Source organism: Myceligenerans crystallogenes (assembly GCF_039529775.1).
GTDB classification, from domain to species: Bacteria; Actinomycetota; Actinomycetes; order Actinomycetales; family Cellulomonadaceae; genus Myceligenerans; species Myceligenerans crystallogenes.
In genome coordinates, this window is the sequence record NZ_BAAANL010000002.1 from 113986 (window position 1) to 129400 (window position 15415).

General features: G+C 72.8%; 14 protein-coding genes. 11 read left to right on the plus strand and 3 right to left on the minus strand.

Features of this window, described 5'->3' with window-relative positions; genetic code table 11:
* Window positions 1-188: 188 nt before the first annotated feature.
* The 9 genes from ABD208_RS05235 to ABD208_RS05275 all read left to right on the plus strand — a co-directional run bounded on the left by ABD208_RS05235 (window position 189) and on the right by ABD208_RS05275 (window position 10446).
* Window positions 189-1688: an NAD-dependent succinate-semialdehyde dehydrogenase gene (locus ABD208_RS05235; RefSeq protein ID WP_344100260.1), complete on the plus strand. Its 1500-nt coding sequence runs from the start codon at window positions 189-191 to the stop codon at window positions 1686-1688.
* A 333-nt stretch (window positions 1689-2021) separates the two neighbouring features.
* A complete protein-coding gene (gene sigJ / locus ABD208_RS05240; protein WP_344100263.1) occupies window positions 2022-2975 on the plus strand; it encodes an RNA polymerase sigma factor SigJ in 954 nt (317 codons plus the stop codon).
* Window positions 2975-4219, plus strand: coding sequence for an FAD-dependent monooxygenase (locus ABD208_RS05245; protein WP_344100265.1), 1245 nt, complete (start codon window positions 2975-2977; stop codon window positions 4217-4219). Before sigJ (ABD208_RS05240) ends, ABD208_RS05245 begins: the two co-directional genes overlap by 1 nt.
* Window positions 4220-4280: 61 nt before the next feature.
* Entirely contained in the window at window positions 4281-5888 is a 1608-nt protein-coding gene (locus ABD208_RS05250; RefSeq protein ID WP_344100267.1) for a flavin-containing monooxygenase, read from the plus strand.
* A 66-nt stretch (window positions 5889-5954) separates the two neighbouring features.
* A complete protein-coding gene (locus tag ABD208_RS05255; protein ID WP_344100269.1) occupies window positions 5955-6419 on the plus strand; it encodes a PhzA/PhzB family protein in 465 nt (154 codons plus the stop codon).
* Window positions 6420-6599: 180 nt separating this feature from the next.
* On the plus strand, window positions 6600-7430 hold the full coding sequence (locus tag ABD208_RS05260) for a PhzF family phenazine biosynthesis protein (protein ID WP_344100271.1): 831 nt from the start codon (window positions 6600-6602) through the stop codon (window positions 7428-7430).
* 62 nt (window positions 7431-7492) lie between these two features.
* On the plus strand, window positions 7493-8128 hold the full coding sequence (gene phzG, locus ABD208_RS05265; protein WP_344100273.1) for a phenazine biosynthesis FMN-dependent oxidase PhzG: 636 nt from the start codon (window positions 7493-7495) through the stop codon (window positions 8126-8128).
* Window positions 8125-9099 carry a hypothetical protein gene (locus ABD208_RS05270; RefSeq protein ID WP_344100275.1) on the plus strand — a complete coding sequence of 325 codons (975 nt, stop codon included), beginning with the start codon at window positions 8125-8127 and terminating at the stop codon, window positions 9097-9099. Before phzG ends, ABD208_RS05270 begins: the two co-directional genes overlap by 4 nt.
* A 138-nt stretch (window positions 9100-9237) precedes the next feature.
* Entirely contained in the window at window positions 9238-10446 is a 1209-nt protein-coding gene (locus ABD208_RS05275) for an IS701 family transposase (RefSeq protein WP_344100277.1), read from the plus strand.
* A gap of 76 nt (window positions 10447-10522) precedes the next feature.
* Here ABD208_RS05275 and sigJ (ABD208_RS05280) read toward each other — a convergent pair whose 3' ends face one another.
* Window positions 10523-11449 carry an RNA polymerase sigma factor SigJ gene (gene sigJ / locus ABD208_RS05280; RefSeq protein ID WP_344100279.1) on the minus strand — a complete coding sequence of 309 codons (927 nt, stop codon included), beginning with the start codon at window positions 11447-11449 and terminating at the stop codon, window positions 10523-10525.
* A 281-nt stretch (window positions 11450-11730) separates the two neighbouring features.
* Between sigJ (ABD208_RS05280) and ABD208_RS05285 the strand changes: the two genes are divergently transcribed.
* On the plus strand, window positions 11731-12027 hold the full coding sequence (locus tag ABD208_RS05285) for an antibiotic biosynthesis monooxygenase family protein (protein WP_344100281.1): 297 nt from the start codon (window positions 11731-11733) through the stop codon (window positions 12025-12027).
* A 117-nt stretch (window positions 12028-12144) separates the two neighbouring features.
* Window positions 12145-12513: a DoxX family protein gene (locus ABD208_RS05290; RefSeq protein WP_344100283.1), complete on the plus strand. Its 369-nt coding sequence runs from the start codon at window positions 12145-12147 to the stop codon at window positions 12511-12513.
* A gap of 142 nt (window positions 12514-12655) precedes the next feature.
* Here ABD208_RS05290 and ABD208_RS05295 read toward each other — a convergent pair whose 3' ends face one another.
* Both ABD208_RS05295 and ABD208_RS05300 read right to left on the minus strand, forming a co-directional pair.
* The gene (locus tag ABD208_RS05295) at window positions 12656-14065 is read right to left on the minus strand and encodes a cytochrome b (protein ID WP_344100285.1); all 1410 of its coding nucleotides are present in this window, start codon (window positions 14063-14065) and stop codon (window positions 12656-12658) included.
* A gap of 193 nt (window positions 14066-14258) precedes the next feature.
* A complete protein-coding gene (locus ABD208_RS05300; RefSeq protein WP_344100287.1) occupies window positions 14259-15356 on the minus strand; it encodes a 3-deoxy-7-phosphoheptulonate synthase in 1098 nt (365 codons plus the stop codon).
* Window positions 15357-15415 lie beyond the last annotated feature (59 nt).

A 15415-nucleotide genomic window follows, 5' to 3' on the forward strand; every position in this document is an offset into this window, starting at 1 on the left:
TCGACAGGGAGTGGGAGATGATGTTTCCCGGACCGGGGAACGCCCGGCGCGCCACGTGATGGCCGCCTCCCTGGACCGCGGCCGGCCGATCGATGCGATCCGCTCGCCGCGCCGCCCGGCGACGACACGTCGTCCTACGGCGGCAGGGCGGGTCCGCACACCCGCGAGACGAAGGAGTCCGAGCACCCATGACCGAGTCGCACCCGACCGGACCGCAGCTGACCGAGCGCGAGACCCAGCTCCTGGCCGCCGTCCCCGACGGCCTGTACGTCGACGGCCGCTGGCGCCCCGCGTCCGACGGCGCCACCCTCACCGTCACCGACCCGGCGACCGGCGCCGAGCTCAAGAGGATCGCGAGCGCGACGGTCGACGACGGCGTCGCCGCCCTCGACGCCGCCGCGGGCACCTTCGACGCCTGGGCCGGCACCCCCGCCCGCGAGCGCGCCGAGATCCTGCGCCGCGCCTTCGACCTCCTGATCGAACGCGCCCAGGACGCCGCCCTGCTCATGACCCTCGAGATGGGCAAGCCGCTCGACCAGTCCCGCACCGAGGTCGCCTACGGGGCCGAGTTCCTGCGCTGGTTCTCCGAGGAGGCGCCCCGCGTGACCGGCCGCTACGGCCCCAGCCCCGAGGGCACCGGCCGCGTCATCGTCACGCAGCACCCCGTCGGGCCCGCGTTCCTCATCACGCCCTGGAACTTCCCGCTCGCCATGGCCACCCGCAAGATCGCGCCGGCGCTCGCGGCCGGCTGCACCGTGGTGCTCAAGCCCGCGTCGCTGACGCCGCTGACCACGCTGTTCGTCGCGAAGATCTTCGAGGAGGCGGGGCTGCCCGCAGGCGTCCTGAACGTGGTCACGACGTCGAACACCGGGCCCGTCTCCGAGCGCATCATCCGCGACCCGCGCCTGCGCAAGCTCTCCTTCACCGGGTCGACGCCCGTGGGGCGCAAGCTCCTGGAGCAGGCGGCGGGCGGCGTCCTGCGCACGTCGATGGAGCTCGGCGGCAACGCGCCGTTCCTCGTGTTCGACGACGCCGACCTCGACAAGGCCGTCGAGGGCGCGCTGGTGGCCAAGTTCCGCAACATCGGCCAGGCGTGCACGGCGGCCAACCGCTTCCTCGTGCACCGTTCCGTGGCGGACGAGTTCGCCGAGCGGGTCACCAGGCGCGTCGCGGAGTTCCGCATGGGGCGAGGCACCGAGGACGGCGTGACGATCGGCCCGCTCATCGACGCCGCCGCCGTCGCCAAGTCCGCCACGCTCGTGGCCGACGCCGTCGGGCGGGGCGCGACGCTGCGGCTCGGCGGCACGCCGGCCGAGGGGGCGGGGACGTTCTTCCCCGCCACGGTGCTCACGGACGTGCGCCCCGGCAGCGACCTCCTGCGCGAGGAGATCTTCGGCCCGGTGCTCGCCGTCGTCCCGTTCGACGACGAGGACGACGCCGTCCGGCTGGCCAACGACACCGAGTACGGCCTCGTCTCCTACGTGTACACGGAGAACCTGGCCCGCGGCCAGCGCATGATCGAGCGCCTGGCCACCGGGATGATGGGCCTGAACGTCGGCGTCATCTCCAACGCGGCGGCCCCGTTCGGCGGCTGGAAGGCCAGCGGCCTGGGCCGTGAGGGCGGCGCGGAGGGCATCCACGAGTACCTCCAGACCAAGTACACGCTGACCCCGGACCCGCGCCTCTGACCGTCCGCCGGATCCGCGGCCGGACGCCGCGCGGGCAGGGGCGTGCCCGCGCGGCGTCCGCCTGACCGCTGCCCGCCGGCCCGCCGGGGCGGTGGCTCCCACCGGAGCCGCCGCCCCGGCGTCGTGCTGCCCGGGATCGTCCGCCTGGGGCAACTTCCTTTACCGCAGCGCTCTGACCTGTGATGATGTGGACGCGTTGCCGGATCCGGGCAACGCGGGAAAATCACCGACCTGACCGGCCTGACAGTTGCGTGCCCTGGATCGTCAATCTGAGTGACGGACCCAGTGACGTCCATCCTGCGCGGCCCTGACAACCCGGAGGTGCAACCCGAGATGACTCGTGGGATCGAGGAGGGCAACCCCCAACTCTCCACCGTCCACAGCGAACGCTCCCGGCTCCTCGGCGTGGCATATCGGCTGCTGGGGTCCGCCTCCGAGGCGGAGGACGTGACGCAGGAGACCTATCTGCGCTGGTACCGGCTCACCCCGGCCGAGCGGGACGCGGTCAAGGTCCCCGCCGCCTGGCGCACGCGGGTGCTGACCCGCATCTGCATCGACCACCTCCGCTCGGCCCGCGCCCGCCGCGAGGTGTACGTGGGGGAGTGGCTTCCCGAGCCGCTCCCGGACGCGGACCTCGCCCGGTCCACCACGCTGCCGCGCGAGTCCGCGGCGCACCGCGACCCCGTCGAGCGGGTCACGCTCGACGAGTCGGTCTCGATGGCGCTGCTCGTCGTCCTGGAGAAGATGACGCCGGCCGAGCGGGTCAGCTTCGTGCTCCACGACGTGTTCCAGTACTCGTTCAACGAGATCGCCGAGATGGTCGGCCGCACGCCGCAGGCCTGCCGCCAGCTGGCGTCGTCGGCCCGCAAGCGCGTGCAGGACGCGCGCTCGGTCACGACGTCCCCGGGCGAGCACCGGCGCGTCAACGACGCGTTCAAGGACGCCTGGGTCAGCGGGAACATCCGCGGCCTCATGGCCCTGCTCAACCCGGACGTCACCGCGGTGACGGACGGCGGCGGCGTCGTCAGCGCGGCGGTCGAGCCGCTCACCGGCCACGAGCAGGTCGCCCGGTTCTTCGTCGACGTCATGACGCGGCAGCCGGACCTGCGGGTGCGCGCGGTGACCGTGAACTCGGAGCCGGGCCTGGTCGGGATCGTCGGCGACAAGGTGCTCTCGGTCGTCTCGACCGTGGTGCGCGACGGGCGGATCGCGAGCATCTGGGCGGTCCGCAACCCGGAGAAGTTGTCCCTGTGGGAGACCGCGATCGCGAAGGAGACGTCCCTGTGATGGATCAGCCGGAAACCGCGGGTAGGGCTGCGGGCGGCCCGCGGCGCCGGATCGCCGTCGTCGGCGGCGGGATCGGCGGGCTCACGCTCGCCAACGCGCTGGACGAGTCGTTCCAGGTCGACGTGTTCGAGAAGCGCGCCACGGGGGCGCGCGAGGGCTTCGGCCTGAACGTGCAGCCCGCGGCCGTCGCCTGCCTGGACCGGATCGGCCTGGCGGCCGGGCTCGTCGCGAGCGGCATCGAGACGCGCGCGCACCGGTACGTCGACCATCACGGCACGCAGCTGCACGAGGAACCGCGCGGCATCGCCGCCGGGGAGGCGACGCCGCAGGTCTCGGTGCTGCGCGACGAACTGCGCGGCGCGCTGCTCGGCGGCCTCGGGCCGCACGTGCGGCTGGTCGGGGACCGTACGGTCGACGACGCCGAGGTGGCGCGGTGGGCCGGCCTGCCCGACGCCACGGGGACGACGCCTGAGGACCCCTCCGGGGACGCGGCCTACGACCTCGTCGTCGGCGCCGACGGGATCAACTCCGTCGTGCGCACGCACGTCGCCGGGCCGCGCGAGATCCGCTTCGGGCCCATGATCATGTGGCGCGGGATCACGCCGATGCCGCGGTTCGCGGACGGCCGCACGTTCCACCTGGTCTCGGACCCGCACGGACGCCGGCTCGTCATCTACCCCGTCTCCGCCGCGGCCGACGCCGCCGGCGAGAGCCTGCTGAACTGGGTGCTGCTGGTCCCCACCCCCGTGACGGACGACTCGGCGCTGGCGCTGTCCGACGACGACGCCCGGGACCACCTGACCGGCCTCGTGAGGGACTGGGACCTGCCGCAGCTGGACATGCCGCGGCTCGTGCGCGGGGCCCGCTACCTGCGGGCCGACCGGCTGCGCGACCTGGACCCGCTGGACGTCTGGTCCCGGGGGAAGTTCGTGCTGCTCGGCGACGCCGCGCATCCCATGTACCCGATCGGCGCCCAGGGCGCGTCCCAGGCGATCGTCGACGGGTGGGCGCTGGCCGCCGAGCTGAACGCGGGCCGCGACCGGGGTGAGGACCCCGTCGCCGCGGCCGCGCGCTTCGAGTCCGCCCGGCGGCCCGTCGTCGGCCGGATCGTGCTGGCGAACCGCGAGATGAACCAGCGCGAGCTGGTCTCCCGCGGGCTGGGCACGACCGAGAAATCCGCGGAGCTGGCCGAGACGGCCGCCCGCTACCGGCTTGCCGTAGCGGGCAAGGACGCACCGCGCTGAGCCGCCGGCGGCGGCCGGCGGAACCACAATCCGGGAAACCACTGGAGGGATCGAACGACTGATGAGTGACGCATCGCAGCACACCGACTTCGACGTGATCGTCGTCGGGGGCGGGGTGGCGGGGATCTACGCCGCGCACATCCTCAAGAACAAGCTGGGCAAGAAGGTCCTCGGGATCGAGCGGGGCACGGGCCTGGGCGGTACCTGGCACTGGAACCGGTACCCGGGGGTCCAGGCCGACACCGACGGCATCGTCTACCGCTACTCCTTCGACCAGGAGACGTCCTCGGAGTGGGACGAGCAGGCCCGGTACCAGAAGGGCGCCCAGATCCGGAACTACCTCAACGAGGTCGCCGAGCGGCACGGCGTCGACGAGGTGTACCGGTTCGGCCAGGCCGCCGCCGAGGCGCGGTACGACGACGCCACGGCGACCTGGCGGGTCGAGATCGAGGGCGGCGAGGCCTTCACCGCGCGGTACATCGTCAGCGCGGCCGGGGTCTTCGCGCGGCCCGTGTTCCCCGACATCCCGGGGTTCGACGACTTCGCGGGCGAGGTCATCCACAGCGCGCGCTGGCCCGAGGACGCGGTCCTGGACGACAAGCGGGTCGGCGTCGTGGGCACCGGCTCCACCGGCGGCCAGCTCATCGTGGCCGCGGCGAAGGTCGCCGACCGCCTGACCGTGTTCCAGCGCACGGCGCAGTACGTCGTCCCGGCGGGCCAGACGCGGCTCGGCGCCGACGAGGTGCGCGAGTACCAGGAGAACTTCGACGCGAACTGGGCCGCCTGGCGCCAGACGCGCCTCGCCTGCGGGTTCGACGAGCCGGAGGCCGGCGCGATGGACGTGCCGGCCGACGAGCGCGAGGCCGTCTTCGAGCGCGCCTGGGAGCGCGGCGGCGGCTTCGAGTTCATGTTCGGCACCTTCGCCGACCTCGCGTTCAACCGCGAGTCGAACGACGCCGCGGCCGAGTTCATCAAGCGCAAGATCCGGTCGATCGTCAAGGACCCGGACATCGCGGAGCGGCTGATCCCCAGCGAGCCGTACGCGAAGCGCCCCGCCTCGGTCGACGGGTACTACGAGACGTACAACAACGACAACGTCGAGCTCGTGGACGTCAAGGCCAACCCGATCACGCGCATCCTGCCCCAGGGCGTCGAGCTCGCCGACGGCACCGTCAAGGAACTCGACACGCTGGTGTTCGCCACCGGGTTCGAGGCGATCGAGGGCGCCTACCGGCACTTCGAGGTGGCCGGGCGCGACGGCACGCGGCTGCTCGACCAGTGGGGCGAGGCGCCGGCGTCGTACCTCGGCATCGCGACGCCGAAGTTCCCGAACTTCTTCACGCTGCTCGGCCCCCAGGGCGTCTTCTCGAACCTGCCCCCGGGCATCGAGGCGCAGATGGACTTCGTGGCGGACCTGATCACGTGGTCCGGCGAGAACGGCGACGCGCCCGTCGAGGTCTCGGCCGAGGCGCTCGCGCAGTGGCAGCAGATGTGCAACGAGATCGCGAACGCGTCGATCTTCGCGCAGGTGAAGTCGTGGATCTTCGGGTCCAACGTGCACACCGACAAGCCGCGGCCGCTGTTCTACTTCGGCGGGCTGGCCTCGTTCCGCGAGGTGCTGGACGGCGAGCGGGCCAAGGAGTTCGAGAGCTTCCGCGCCGGCTCGTGAACGCCGCCGTCACGTGGTGACGGGCACGGCCCGACAGGGAAAGCAGACACCGAAAGGAAGTCAGCCATGACCGAAGCATCCGACGCCCTTCGCAGGCGCAACCTCCAGACCGTCGAGACCTACATGGCCACCAAGGGCCAGGACCGCCTGCGCCGGCACGAGCTGTTCGTCGAGGACGGTGTCGGGGGCCTGTGGACCAACGACACCGGCCGCCCGATCGAGATCAAGGGCCGCGAGGCCCTCGAACGGCACGCGGTGTGGTCGCTCAAGTGCTTCCCCGACTGGGAGTGGTACGACGTCACGATCCACCCGGAGATCGACCCGGACCACTTCTGGGTCGAGTGCCAGGGCCGCGGCGCCATCCGCTTCGACGGCTACCCCGAGGGTCACTACGAGAACCACTTCCTGTTCTCGTTCGAGATGAACGACGGCAAGATCGTGCGCTGCCGTGAGTTCATGAACCCGGTGCGCCAGTTCTGGGCGCTGGGGATCGAGGTGCCGAAGATCAAGCGGGCCGGTATTCCCACCTGACGGACGGCCGGCAGCCGGCCGGCGGCCGGCTGATCCAGGCAGGTCCCTGCCGCACCACCAGCTCACCCGCGTGACGATGCCGGGTGGCCATGCTTCCGCGTGACCACCCGGCATTTCGGTGCCCTGATCCTTCGGCCGGGCTCCCGGCCGAACGTCACCCGCATCCTTCGGAGGTGTCAGATGTCCCATCCGTACGTCGTCGTCGACGCGTTCAGTGACCGTCCGCTCCTGGGAAATCCCGTCGCCGTGATCTTCGAGGCCGGTGATCTCGACGCTGCCACCATGCAGCGGATCGCCGCCGAACTGCAGCTGTCCGAGACGACGTTCGTCGACGACACCACGACACCCGGCGAGGTCCGCGTGCGGATCTTCACGCCCGTCAACGAACTGCCGCTCGCCGGCCACCCCCTCATCGGCACGGCGCGGGCCTGGCTCGACCGCACCGGGCACCCCGCGGCGCGGTTCGTCACCAAGCGCGGGCCGGTCGAGGCCCGCCGCGAGGCGGCCGGCTCGTGCGTCATGTCGGTCACCCAGCCCGCGCCGTTCGTCGCGGACTTCGACCAGCAGGACGTCGTGCTCGGCGCCCTCGGCATCACGGGCACGCCCACGCCGATCACCCTGTACGACGCCGGCGCGCGCCACCTGCTGGTCCAGCTGCCCACACCCGACGAGCTCCTCGCCCTGGTGCCCGACCAGCGGGCGCTGGCGGTCCTGGAGGACCTCGCGGTCAACTGCTTCGCCGTCGACGGCGCGGGCCTGATGAACCGGATGTTCTCGCCCGCTTACGGCGTCGTCGAGGACGCGGCGACCGGCTCGGCCTGCGCGCCGCTCGCCCTGCACGCGATCGAGCACGGCCTGCTGCCCGGCGACGAGATCGTCTCGATCTGCCAGGGCGAGCTGCTCGGCAAGGGCTGCGAGATGTTCGTCGACGTCGGTGCGGTGGCCGGCGGCGGCGCGGCGATCCTGTCCGGCGCGACCGCCGTGGTCGCCAGTGGCGTGCTGACCGTGTGACCCCGGCCGTTCCGTTCCCACCCGAGCCATTTGTGCAAGCCCACCACGCGAAAGGCGATCCCATGGCCAGAGGCATGTCCGAGACGCTCACCGGTTCCATCGAGGTCGATTTCCCCGAGTTCCTGGACCCGCCCCAGGACCCGATGGCGCTGCTGGCCGCCCGGGTCGAACGCGCGACCGCCCTGGGCGTGCGCGAGCCGCGCGCCCTGACGCTCGCCACGGTGCCCGCCAGCGGGCAGCCCTCGGCCCGCATCGTGGCGATCATCGGCCTGACGGCGCAGGGCCTCCTGTTCGCCTCGCACGAGACGAGCCGCAAGGGCCGCGAGATCGCGGAGAACCCGCGGGTCGCCGGCCTGCTCTACTGGCGGGAGACCAGCGAGCAGATCGCGATCGCCGGCGAGGCCGTGCTGCTCGACGAGGCGACGGCCGACGAGCGCTGGGCCGCCCGGCCGCCCGCGACGCACGCGATGTCCGCGGCGACGCGGCAGAGCCAGCCGCTGGACGACGTCGAGGACCTGCGCCGCACCGCCCAGGAGCTCGCGGGTCAGGCGCCCCTGCCGCGCCCGGCCCCGTATCGCGTGTACGAGATCCGGCCCACGGAGATCGAGTTCTGGGCCGACGGCCAGGAGCGGCTCCACGAGCGGCTCGTCTACCGGCGGGAGCCGGGCCGCTGGACGACCGTGCGGCTGCAGCCATGAGCGCCGCGGCGGGCCCCGTCGTCACCCGCGGCACGCCGGACGCGGCCGGCGTCGCCCGGTTCCTGGGCGACGCCATGCGCCGCCACTTCGGCGAGGCGACGGGTTCCCCCTTCTGGCTGAGCGTGGCGGGCGAGCTGGACTTCGACCCGGTGCGCGACGTCGTCGGCTGGCGCGACCTGGAGCGCTTCCGTCCCTGGGCGCGGCGCGCCCGCGCCGCCGCGCCCCGGGACCTCCTGGCGGCCGCCGGTACGGACGACGACGAGATCGTGGCACCCGAGCTGCCGTTGCCGCGCACCTGGCTGGAACAGGTCGTGGACTGGCGGGTGGCGCGGTACGCCCGCGGCCCCGGCCGGACCGTTGGGGACACGCTCGTGCTGCTGCCCGCCGGGTACGGGTTCGCCCGCGCGGTGAGCACGGCGCGGGCGGGCCGCCTGGGTTCCGGCGCGGTCTTTGCGAACCGGCCCGCCGAGGCCCCGCGGATCCTGGACCGGGGCGGCGTCGCGTACGTGGTGACCACCGTCGAGCTGCTCGAGGGACTGCTCGACCAGGCCCCGCCGCAGGCGCCCGTGTGGGGCCGGATCCGGCACATCACCCTGTACGACGCGCACCGGTGGCCCGCCCGGGCGCGGCGCCTGCGCGAGGTGCTCCCGGAGAGCTGCGAGATCAGCGCGATCCTCAGCTGCCCGGGCGTGCTCGCGGAGTTCCGGACCGGCCTCTTCGGCCGGGACGGCGGGCCGCTGGTCTACGAGGGGTTCGACCCGTACGTCCGCTGGGAGCTGGCCGACGAGACCGGCCGGCCGGCGGGCGGCCCGGGTGACACCGCGACGTCGTCCGCTCCGGGCGTGCTGGCGGTGTCCCACCTCAGCGACAGGCTCTTCCTGCCGTGGGCCGGCCAGCCGGTGCGGGCGGTCCCGGCCGACGGCGGCCGGCCGGGCCCGGGAGGTGTGCGCAGGTTCGAGATCCCCGGGTGATCCCAGCTGGTCCCCGGGCGGGAGCGGAACACGGCAGTGACGTATCCGCAGTGACACATCCGACGAGGGGCAGACATGTCGCAGGTCTTGGAAATCGATTCGGCACTTCTTTCCCGTGCGCCCGGCGATGTGCCCGCCATGGATGGGAGCGCTCCCGGGATCCCGCGCGGCGGGCGCGGCTCGCACGCGGGCCTCCTGCGCGAGCTGGGGCCGGAGCTGTTCCGTTCCCTGGAGCGCAGGGACCAGCAGACCAAGGCGATGCAGTACGTCCACGCCCTGCTCACGACGCCGGGCCGCAAGTCGGTGCGGAACATCGCGCGCGCGGTCGGGGGCGCCGCGGCGGCCCAGAGCCTGCACCACTTCGTGAGCCGGTCGCCCTGGGACTGGGGGCCGGTCCGGGCCGCCAGCGCGCGGCAGCTGGTCGAGGGCGTCTCGCCGCGGGCCTGGGTGGTCCACCAGACGGTGATCCCCAAGGCGGGCCGGAACACGGTGGGCGTGCAGCGGGCCTTCGACCCGGGCAGCGGGCGCACGGTCAACGGGCAGCGCACGCTCGACCTCTGGGCGGCGTCGGCGACGGCGTCCGCGCCCGTGGACTGGCACCTGCGGCTGCCCGACTCCTGGCTCGGCGACGCCGGGTCCCGGCGGGCGGCGGAGATCCCCGATCACGTCGAGCCGGTCGACGTCGCCGGGGCGGTGCTGGCGATGCGGGCCCGGCTGGTCGAGGAGTGGCGGCTGCCCGCGCTGCCCCTCGTGCTGGACTCCCGGGAGCTCGACTCGGCCTCGCTCCTGCCGCTGCTGGCCGCCCGGGGCATCGGGTTCGTGGCGCGGATCTCCCGCGACCTGCCGCTGCGCCTCGACGGGGTGGCGCGCACCGGCCCGCCGCGGCGCGCCCGCGACCTCCTGGCGGAGCAGGCCCGCCGCCGCCAGGTGATCGCGGGCGCCCCCGCCGGGGCCGGCGGGAAACCGGTCATGGCGGTGACGCTGCCCGTCCGGGCCGCGGTTCCGGCGGGTCCGGGCGGCGGGCCGGCGGGCACGGTGACCCGCGCGGGAGGCGGCCCGGGTCGCGTGGCCGCCGGCGTGCCGGGCGCCGGCACCCCGCTGATGCTCCTGGGCCTGGGCGAGCTCGGCGGGCCGTGGCCCGGCGAGGCCTGGCTGACCAACCTCCCGGACGCGCGGCCGACGACCCTCCACGCCTATACCCGCCTGATCGACCAGGTCGAACGCGACTTCGCCGCCGCGAGCCGCACGGTCGGCCTCTGCGACTTCACCGGCCGCACCTACGGCGGCTGGCACCGTCACATCACCCTGGCGTCGACGGCCTCGGCGATCATCCGCCTGAGCCGGTAGCCGTCGAGGGGCCGCCCGGCGGCGGGCGGCCCCTCGGTCAGCTGTCCGTGTCAGATGCTCGTGTCAGCTGTCCGTGTCAGATGTTCGTGTCCGGATGCCAGGCACGAAGCTTCTCCGGGTTGCGGACCACCCAGATCTCGTGGATCCCGGTGGCGTTCATCGAGATCGTGATGACCGCCATGATCCGGTCGCCGAGGTGGGCGACCAGGCCGAGGCGGCCGTTGACCGTCTCCGTGCGGACGGCGATCTCGGGTTCGCGGTGGAGCACGTCGAGGAACAGGTCCGCGACGGCCGGTGCGCCCAGGATCGGCGCGACAGGGGCGGAGACCAGCCCACCGCCGTCGGTCACCGCCTTCGCGCCGGGATCCAGGAGGGCGATCATCGACTCGACGTTGCCGCGCTGCCAGGCGTCCTTGAACGAGCGCACGACGGCGTCGTGCGACGCGCGGCTGACCCGCCGCGCCTGCCGCGGCGCCCTGCGCCGCGCGGACGAGGCCAGCTGACGGCACGCCTCGGGGGTGCGGCCGACGATCTCGCCGACCTCCCGGAAGGTGTACCCGAAGACGTCGTGCAGGACGAAGGCGACGCGCTCGGCGGGCGTCATGGATTCCAGTACCACCAGGAGCGCCATCGAGACGGACTCGTCGAGGCTGATCCTGTCGGCCGGGTCCCCGGCCGAGGCGTCGGCGGGCCGGCTGGTCCAGGCCCCGGCACCCGGCACGGGCTCGGGGAGCCAGTCGCCCACGTAATGCTCGCGGCGCACGCGTGCCGACCCGAGGATGTCGAGGCTGATCCGGCTCGCGGTCTTGATGAGCCAGCCGCGGGGTGAGAGGACTTCCTCCCGTTGCTCGTCGCTGAGCCGGTACCAGCGGATGTAGGTCTCCTGGACGGCGTCCTCGGCGTCGCTGAGCGAGCCCAGCAACCGGTAGCAGAGACCCAGGAGCGTGTCGCGCTCGGCGATCGCCTGATCGAGGCGAGGCGGTTCATCCTGATATGAGTCCATGTGTGACCGTTACTTTCCCCCCTGGGCCAGGTGAATCCCAGAGGTTGTCCGCCGGGATTCACGGGGCCGTGTGTTTGTCGCCTGCGAAAAGTCTCTTCCTGAAAGAGACGAGACAGCGAGCCGGGTTGTGAGGTCCGAGGTGAGAGGCGCCCCGGTGGGTGAACCTCACATCCGCAGCGGCTGTGTCGTCTAACAGGTAGGCGGCGCGAGAGTGCGGCGCCGGGAGCCCGGGCCCCGCCCGAACTCCAGTACTAACCGGAAAAAACGGAAGGACGCAACCGATGACTGCACCTGTCACCTTCGTGAACATCATCGAGGTGGAGCCCGAGAAGCAGCAGGAGGCGATCGAGATCCTCAAGGAGGGCACCGAGAAGGTCATCTCGCAGCAGCCCGGCTTCGTCTCGCTCGAGCTCCTCGCGAGCGCCGACGGGAAGCGCGTCCTGAACGTGGCCCGCTGGGAGAGCGTGGACGCCCTCAAGGCCGTGCAGACGAACCCCGAGGCCGGCGAGTACGTGAAGCAGCTCCTGGCCGTCGCCACCGCGACGCCGGGGCCGTACCAGGTCGTCGCCACCTACTGAGCTGACCTGCCCTCGGGGCCCGTCCCGGACGACCACGTCCGGGGCGGGCCCCGATTCCTGTGCGGCGGACCGCGGTTCCGGCGCGCGAATCCGGTGCGAGTTGCATACCTTCGCCATGTGATAGCACTATTCGAGGGTGGCTTGCTCGCCGCGACATTCGGCTGCATTCTCGCCAATGCGTTCGAGGTCGTGGCGAAGATCGTCAGGGCGCAGTTCGTGATGCGGAACTCGGCGGAGGTGGGGGTCGGCGAGAAATGGATTCCCTGCCTGGCTCTGCTGGAAGGCGCGGGAGTCGCCGGGCTGGTTATCGGGCTGGCCGGGATGCCGTTGCTCGGATTCGCCGCGGCCGGAGGTCTGGCGCTGTTCTTCGTGGGGGCGCTTCTCGCCCATGTGCGGGCGCGCGTGTTCCGTAACATCGCCTTTCCCGCGGCATTCCTCGTGCTGGCCGTGGCCTCGGCGGCGCATTTCGCCGCGCTGCTCGGCTGACCGGCGCGGGCCGGGCCCGCCAAGCCCTGGGCCCGGGCGAGGCGGTGCCAGGAGTCCGGCGCGGTCCGGGGGCGGCGTCGCGGAGATCGCGACGCCGGTCCCCTCGGAGCCCCGCCTGAGACCCCTGGCTCAGAGCCCCGCGTCAGGACCCGGCGTCGAGGCGCCGGCCGCCCGCGGACTCCAGGGCACCGGCCCCCTGCACGGGTGCGTGGGCCTCGATGTACCCGCCCTCCGGGGTGCGGATGATCCGGCCCGTCGGCATCCCGTGCTCGGCGATCTCCGCCTCCCTGCGCCGCAGCCCCGCGCACAGGAACCAGGTGACCGCGAAGCCCAGGAGCGGGCCGAGCAGCAGGGTGAGCTGCAGCACCTGGATCACGCGGGCGTTGCTGAGCTGGAACAGGAGCGCGATCACGTCCGAGCCCGCCGCGGCCCAGAGCGTGCCGTAGAAGACGATCGCGGCCACGCCCACGGAGGTCCGCACGGGGTGGTGGTGCGGCTTGCCGCCCGGCGCGCGCCGGGCGCGGCCGCGGGCGAACCGGGACTCGAGGAACGGGTAGGCCAGGGCCGCGACGAAGAACACGCCCACGAGCGTGATCGGCGCGAGGAGCGCGAGGACGACGGTCCGGTCGGCCACCACCAGCTCCCAGCCCGGCGGGACCAGGCGCTGGGCGCCGTCGAGGAACGCGAGGTACCAGACCGCGCCGGCGCCGGCCGCGGCGTTGCCCGGGTCGGCGGGGCCGTAGCTCCAGACCGGGTTGACCGAGACCGCCGCCGAGAACCCGGTCACGATCGCGAAGGTGATCAGGATGGTCCCGCCGGTGCGCGCGGCGATCAGGCGCAGCGGGCGCGGGCGTGCCGCGGCGCCGGGCCCCGCGGCGTCCTCGAGCACGTCCCCCCGCAGCACCGCGAGCCTGCCCGGCCGATCCGGCAGGCCCAGGTACGCGATCGCGGCGAACAGGACGGCCATCAGCGTCGGCAGCGCGTACAGGTGCAGCGGGTACATCGTGCCGATCGCGCCGCTGGGGAACTGGCCCTGGAACAGGGTGTCGGACATCCGCAGCCCGATCAGCGGTATCGCCTTCAGGATGCCGTCCAGGACGGCGAGGCTGCTGCCCGAGAGCATGTCGTCGGGGAGGATCGAGCCGGTCATCCCGGCGCCCATGGCGACGAACAGCAGGGCGAAGAGCGCGAGCCAGCGGAGCCGCGCCGGGGCGCGGAACCTCCCGGAGAAGTAGATGTGGAGAATGTGCACGATCAGCGTCGCGATCATCAGCGACGCGCTCCAGTTGTGGACCTGTCGCAGCAGCAGGCCGCCCTGTACCTCGAACGAGATCTGCAGGGTCGATTCCAGGGCGCGCGACATGCCGATCCCGTGCAGGGGCTCGTAGGGCCCCGCGTAGAAGACCTGTTCGGTCGACGGGTCGTAGAGCGTGGCCAGGAGAATGCCGCTGAGGCCGCAGACGACGAAGTTCGCGAGGGTGATCTCGCCGAGCAGCCCCGCCCAGTTGTCGGGGAAGATCCGTGCCCTCAGGGCGCGTATTCCCCGGGCCATTCCTGGTACCACCGTCGCGCGAATGTCCCGGATTCCGATCCGGTGCCGATCGCGGCGGGCTTCGTGAACCATCGTGTTCCCTCTTCGCCTCTCGTGAAGGTGCCCTTCGAGAACATGACGACGAAGCCCGCCGGAACGTGACCGGGTGACAGCGGATCGTGAGTGAACTCACGCCGGCCGTGCCTCGCGGGCGTCAGGCGGTGCGGCGGGTGCGGACGGCCTGGGCGAGGGTGTGCAGGAGGTTGTCGGTGGTGGTCCAGTCCATGCACTTGTCGGTGACGGACCGGCCGTAGGTGAGGGTGTCCAGGGGGCCGGGCTTCTGAGCGCCTGCCTCCAGGAAGGACTCCATCATCAGGCCGGTGATGCCCTGTTCGCCGTCGGCGAGGCGGGCGGCGATCTCGGTGACGACCTCGGCCTGGCGCAGGTGGTCCTTGCCGGAGTTGCCGTGGCTGGCGTCCACGACGAGGCCGTGTCCGACGGCGCCGCCGAGCCCGCTCCTGCGCGCCACCTCCAGCGCCGCGGCGACGTCGTCCCGCCGGTAGTTGGGCCCGCCCCGCCCGCCGCGCAGGATGATGTGGCAGTCCGGGTTGCCCGAGGTCTCCACCGCCGCCGCGCGGCCCGCGGGGTCGACCCCGAAGAAGGTGTGCGGGCTCGCGGCCGTGATCGCGCCGTCGACGGCGACCTGGACGTTGCCGTCCGTGGCGTTCTTGAACCCGACGGGCATGGACAGGCCCGACGCGAGCTGCCGGTGGACCTGGGACTCGACGTTGCGGGCGCCGATGGCGCCCCAGGTCACGGCGTCGGCGATGTACTGCGGGCTGGTAGGTTCCAGGAACTCGCACGCGGTCGGCATCTCGGCGTCGAGCACGCCGAGCAGCACCTCGCGGGCCAGCCGCAGGCCGTGGTGGACGTCGTGGCTGCCGTCGAGGTGCGGGTCGTTGATGAGGCCCTTCCAGCCGACGGTGGTGCGGGGCTTCTCGAAGTAGACCCGCATCACGATCAGCAGGTCGTCGGCGAGCTCGCGGGCGGTCTTGGCGAGCCGTCCGGCGTAGTCCAGGGCGGCGGCCGGGTCGTGGACGCTGCACGGCCCGACGACGGCGAGCAGCCGGTCGTCGGTCCCGGTCAGGACGTCGCGGACCTCCCGGCGGGAGGTGTCCACGAGGTCGCCGTACCGGGTGTCGAGCGGCAGCTCGGCGAGCACGTCGGCCGGGGCGGGCAGCGGTTCCAGGGCGCGGACCCGGGAGTCGGAGGTCGGGGCGAGGATCTCGGGGGACGATGGCAAGGGGGTCATTGCTCGGTCTCCTGTGGCTCGTTCACTTCCGGGGGCGGGGTGCGGGGTGTTCGACGTCG

Bases quoted from the DNA above. Each gene is read 5' to 3' on its own strand.
- ABD208_RS05255 (WP_344100269.1), top strand. From the start codon at position 5,955: ATGACCGAAGCATCCGACGCCCTTCGCAGGCGCAACCTCCAGACCGTC.
- ABD208_RS05300 (WP_344100287.1), bottom strand. From the start codon at position 15,356: ATGACCCCCTTGCCATCGTCCCCCGAGATCCTCGCCCCGACCTCCGAC.
- ABD208_RS05275 (WP_344100277.1), top strand. From the start codon at position 9,238: ATGGATGGGAGCGCTCCCGGGATCCCGCGCGGCGGGCGCGGCTCGCAC.
- ABD208_RS05285 (WP_344100281.1), top strand. From the start codon at position 11,731: ATGACTGCACCTGTCACCTTCGTGAACATCATCGAGGTGGAGCCCGAG.
- phzG (WP_344100273.1), top strand. From the start codon at position 7,493: ATGGCCAGAGGCATGTCCGAGACGCTCACCGGTTCCATCGAGGTCGAT.
- ABD208_RS05295 (WP_344100285.1), bottom strand. From the start codon at position 14,065: ATGGCCCGGGGAATACGCGCCCTGAGGGCACGGATCTTCCCCGACAAC.
- ABD208_RS05245 (WP_344100265.1), top strand. From the start codon at position 2,975: ATGGATCAGCCGGAAACCGCGGGTAGGGCTGCGGGCGGCCCGCGGCGC.
- sigJ (WP_344100263.1), top strand. From the start codon at position 2,022: ATGACTCGTGGGATCGAGGAGGGCAACCCCCAACTCTCCACCGTCCAC.
- ABD208_RS05270 (WP_344100275.1), top strand. From the start codon at position 8,125: ATGAGCGCCGCGGCGGGCCCCGTCGTCACCCGCGGCACGCCGGACGCG.
- ABD208_RS05250 (WP_344100267.1), top strand. From the start codon at position 4,281: ATGAGTGACGCATCGCAGCACACCGACTTCGACGTGATCGTCGTCGGG.
- ABD208_RS05235 (WP_344100260.1), top strand. From the start codon at position 189: ATGACCGAGTCGCACCCGACCGGACCGCAGCTGACCGAGCGCGAGACC.
- ABD208_RS05260 (WP_344100271.1), top strand. From the start codon at position 6,600: ATGTCCCATCCGTACGTCGTCGTCGACGCGTTCAGTGACCGTCCGCTC.
- sigJ (WP_344100279.1), bottom strand. From the start codon at position 11,449: ATGGACTCATATCAGGATGAACCGCCTCGCCTCGATCAGGCGATCGCC.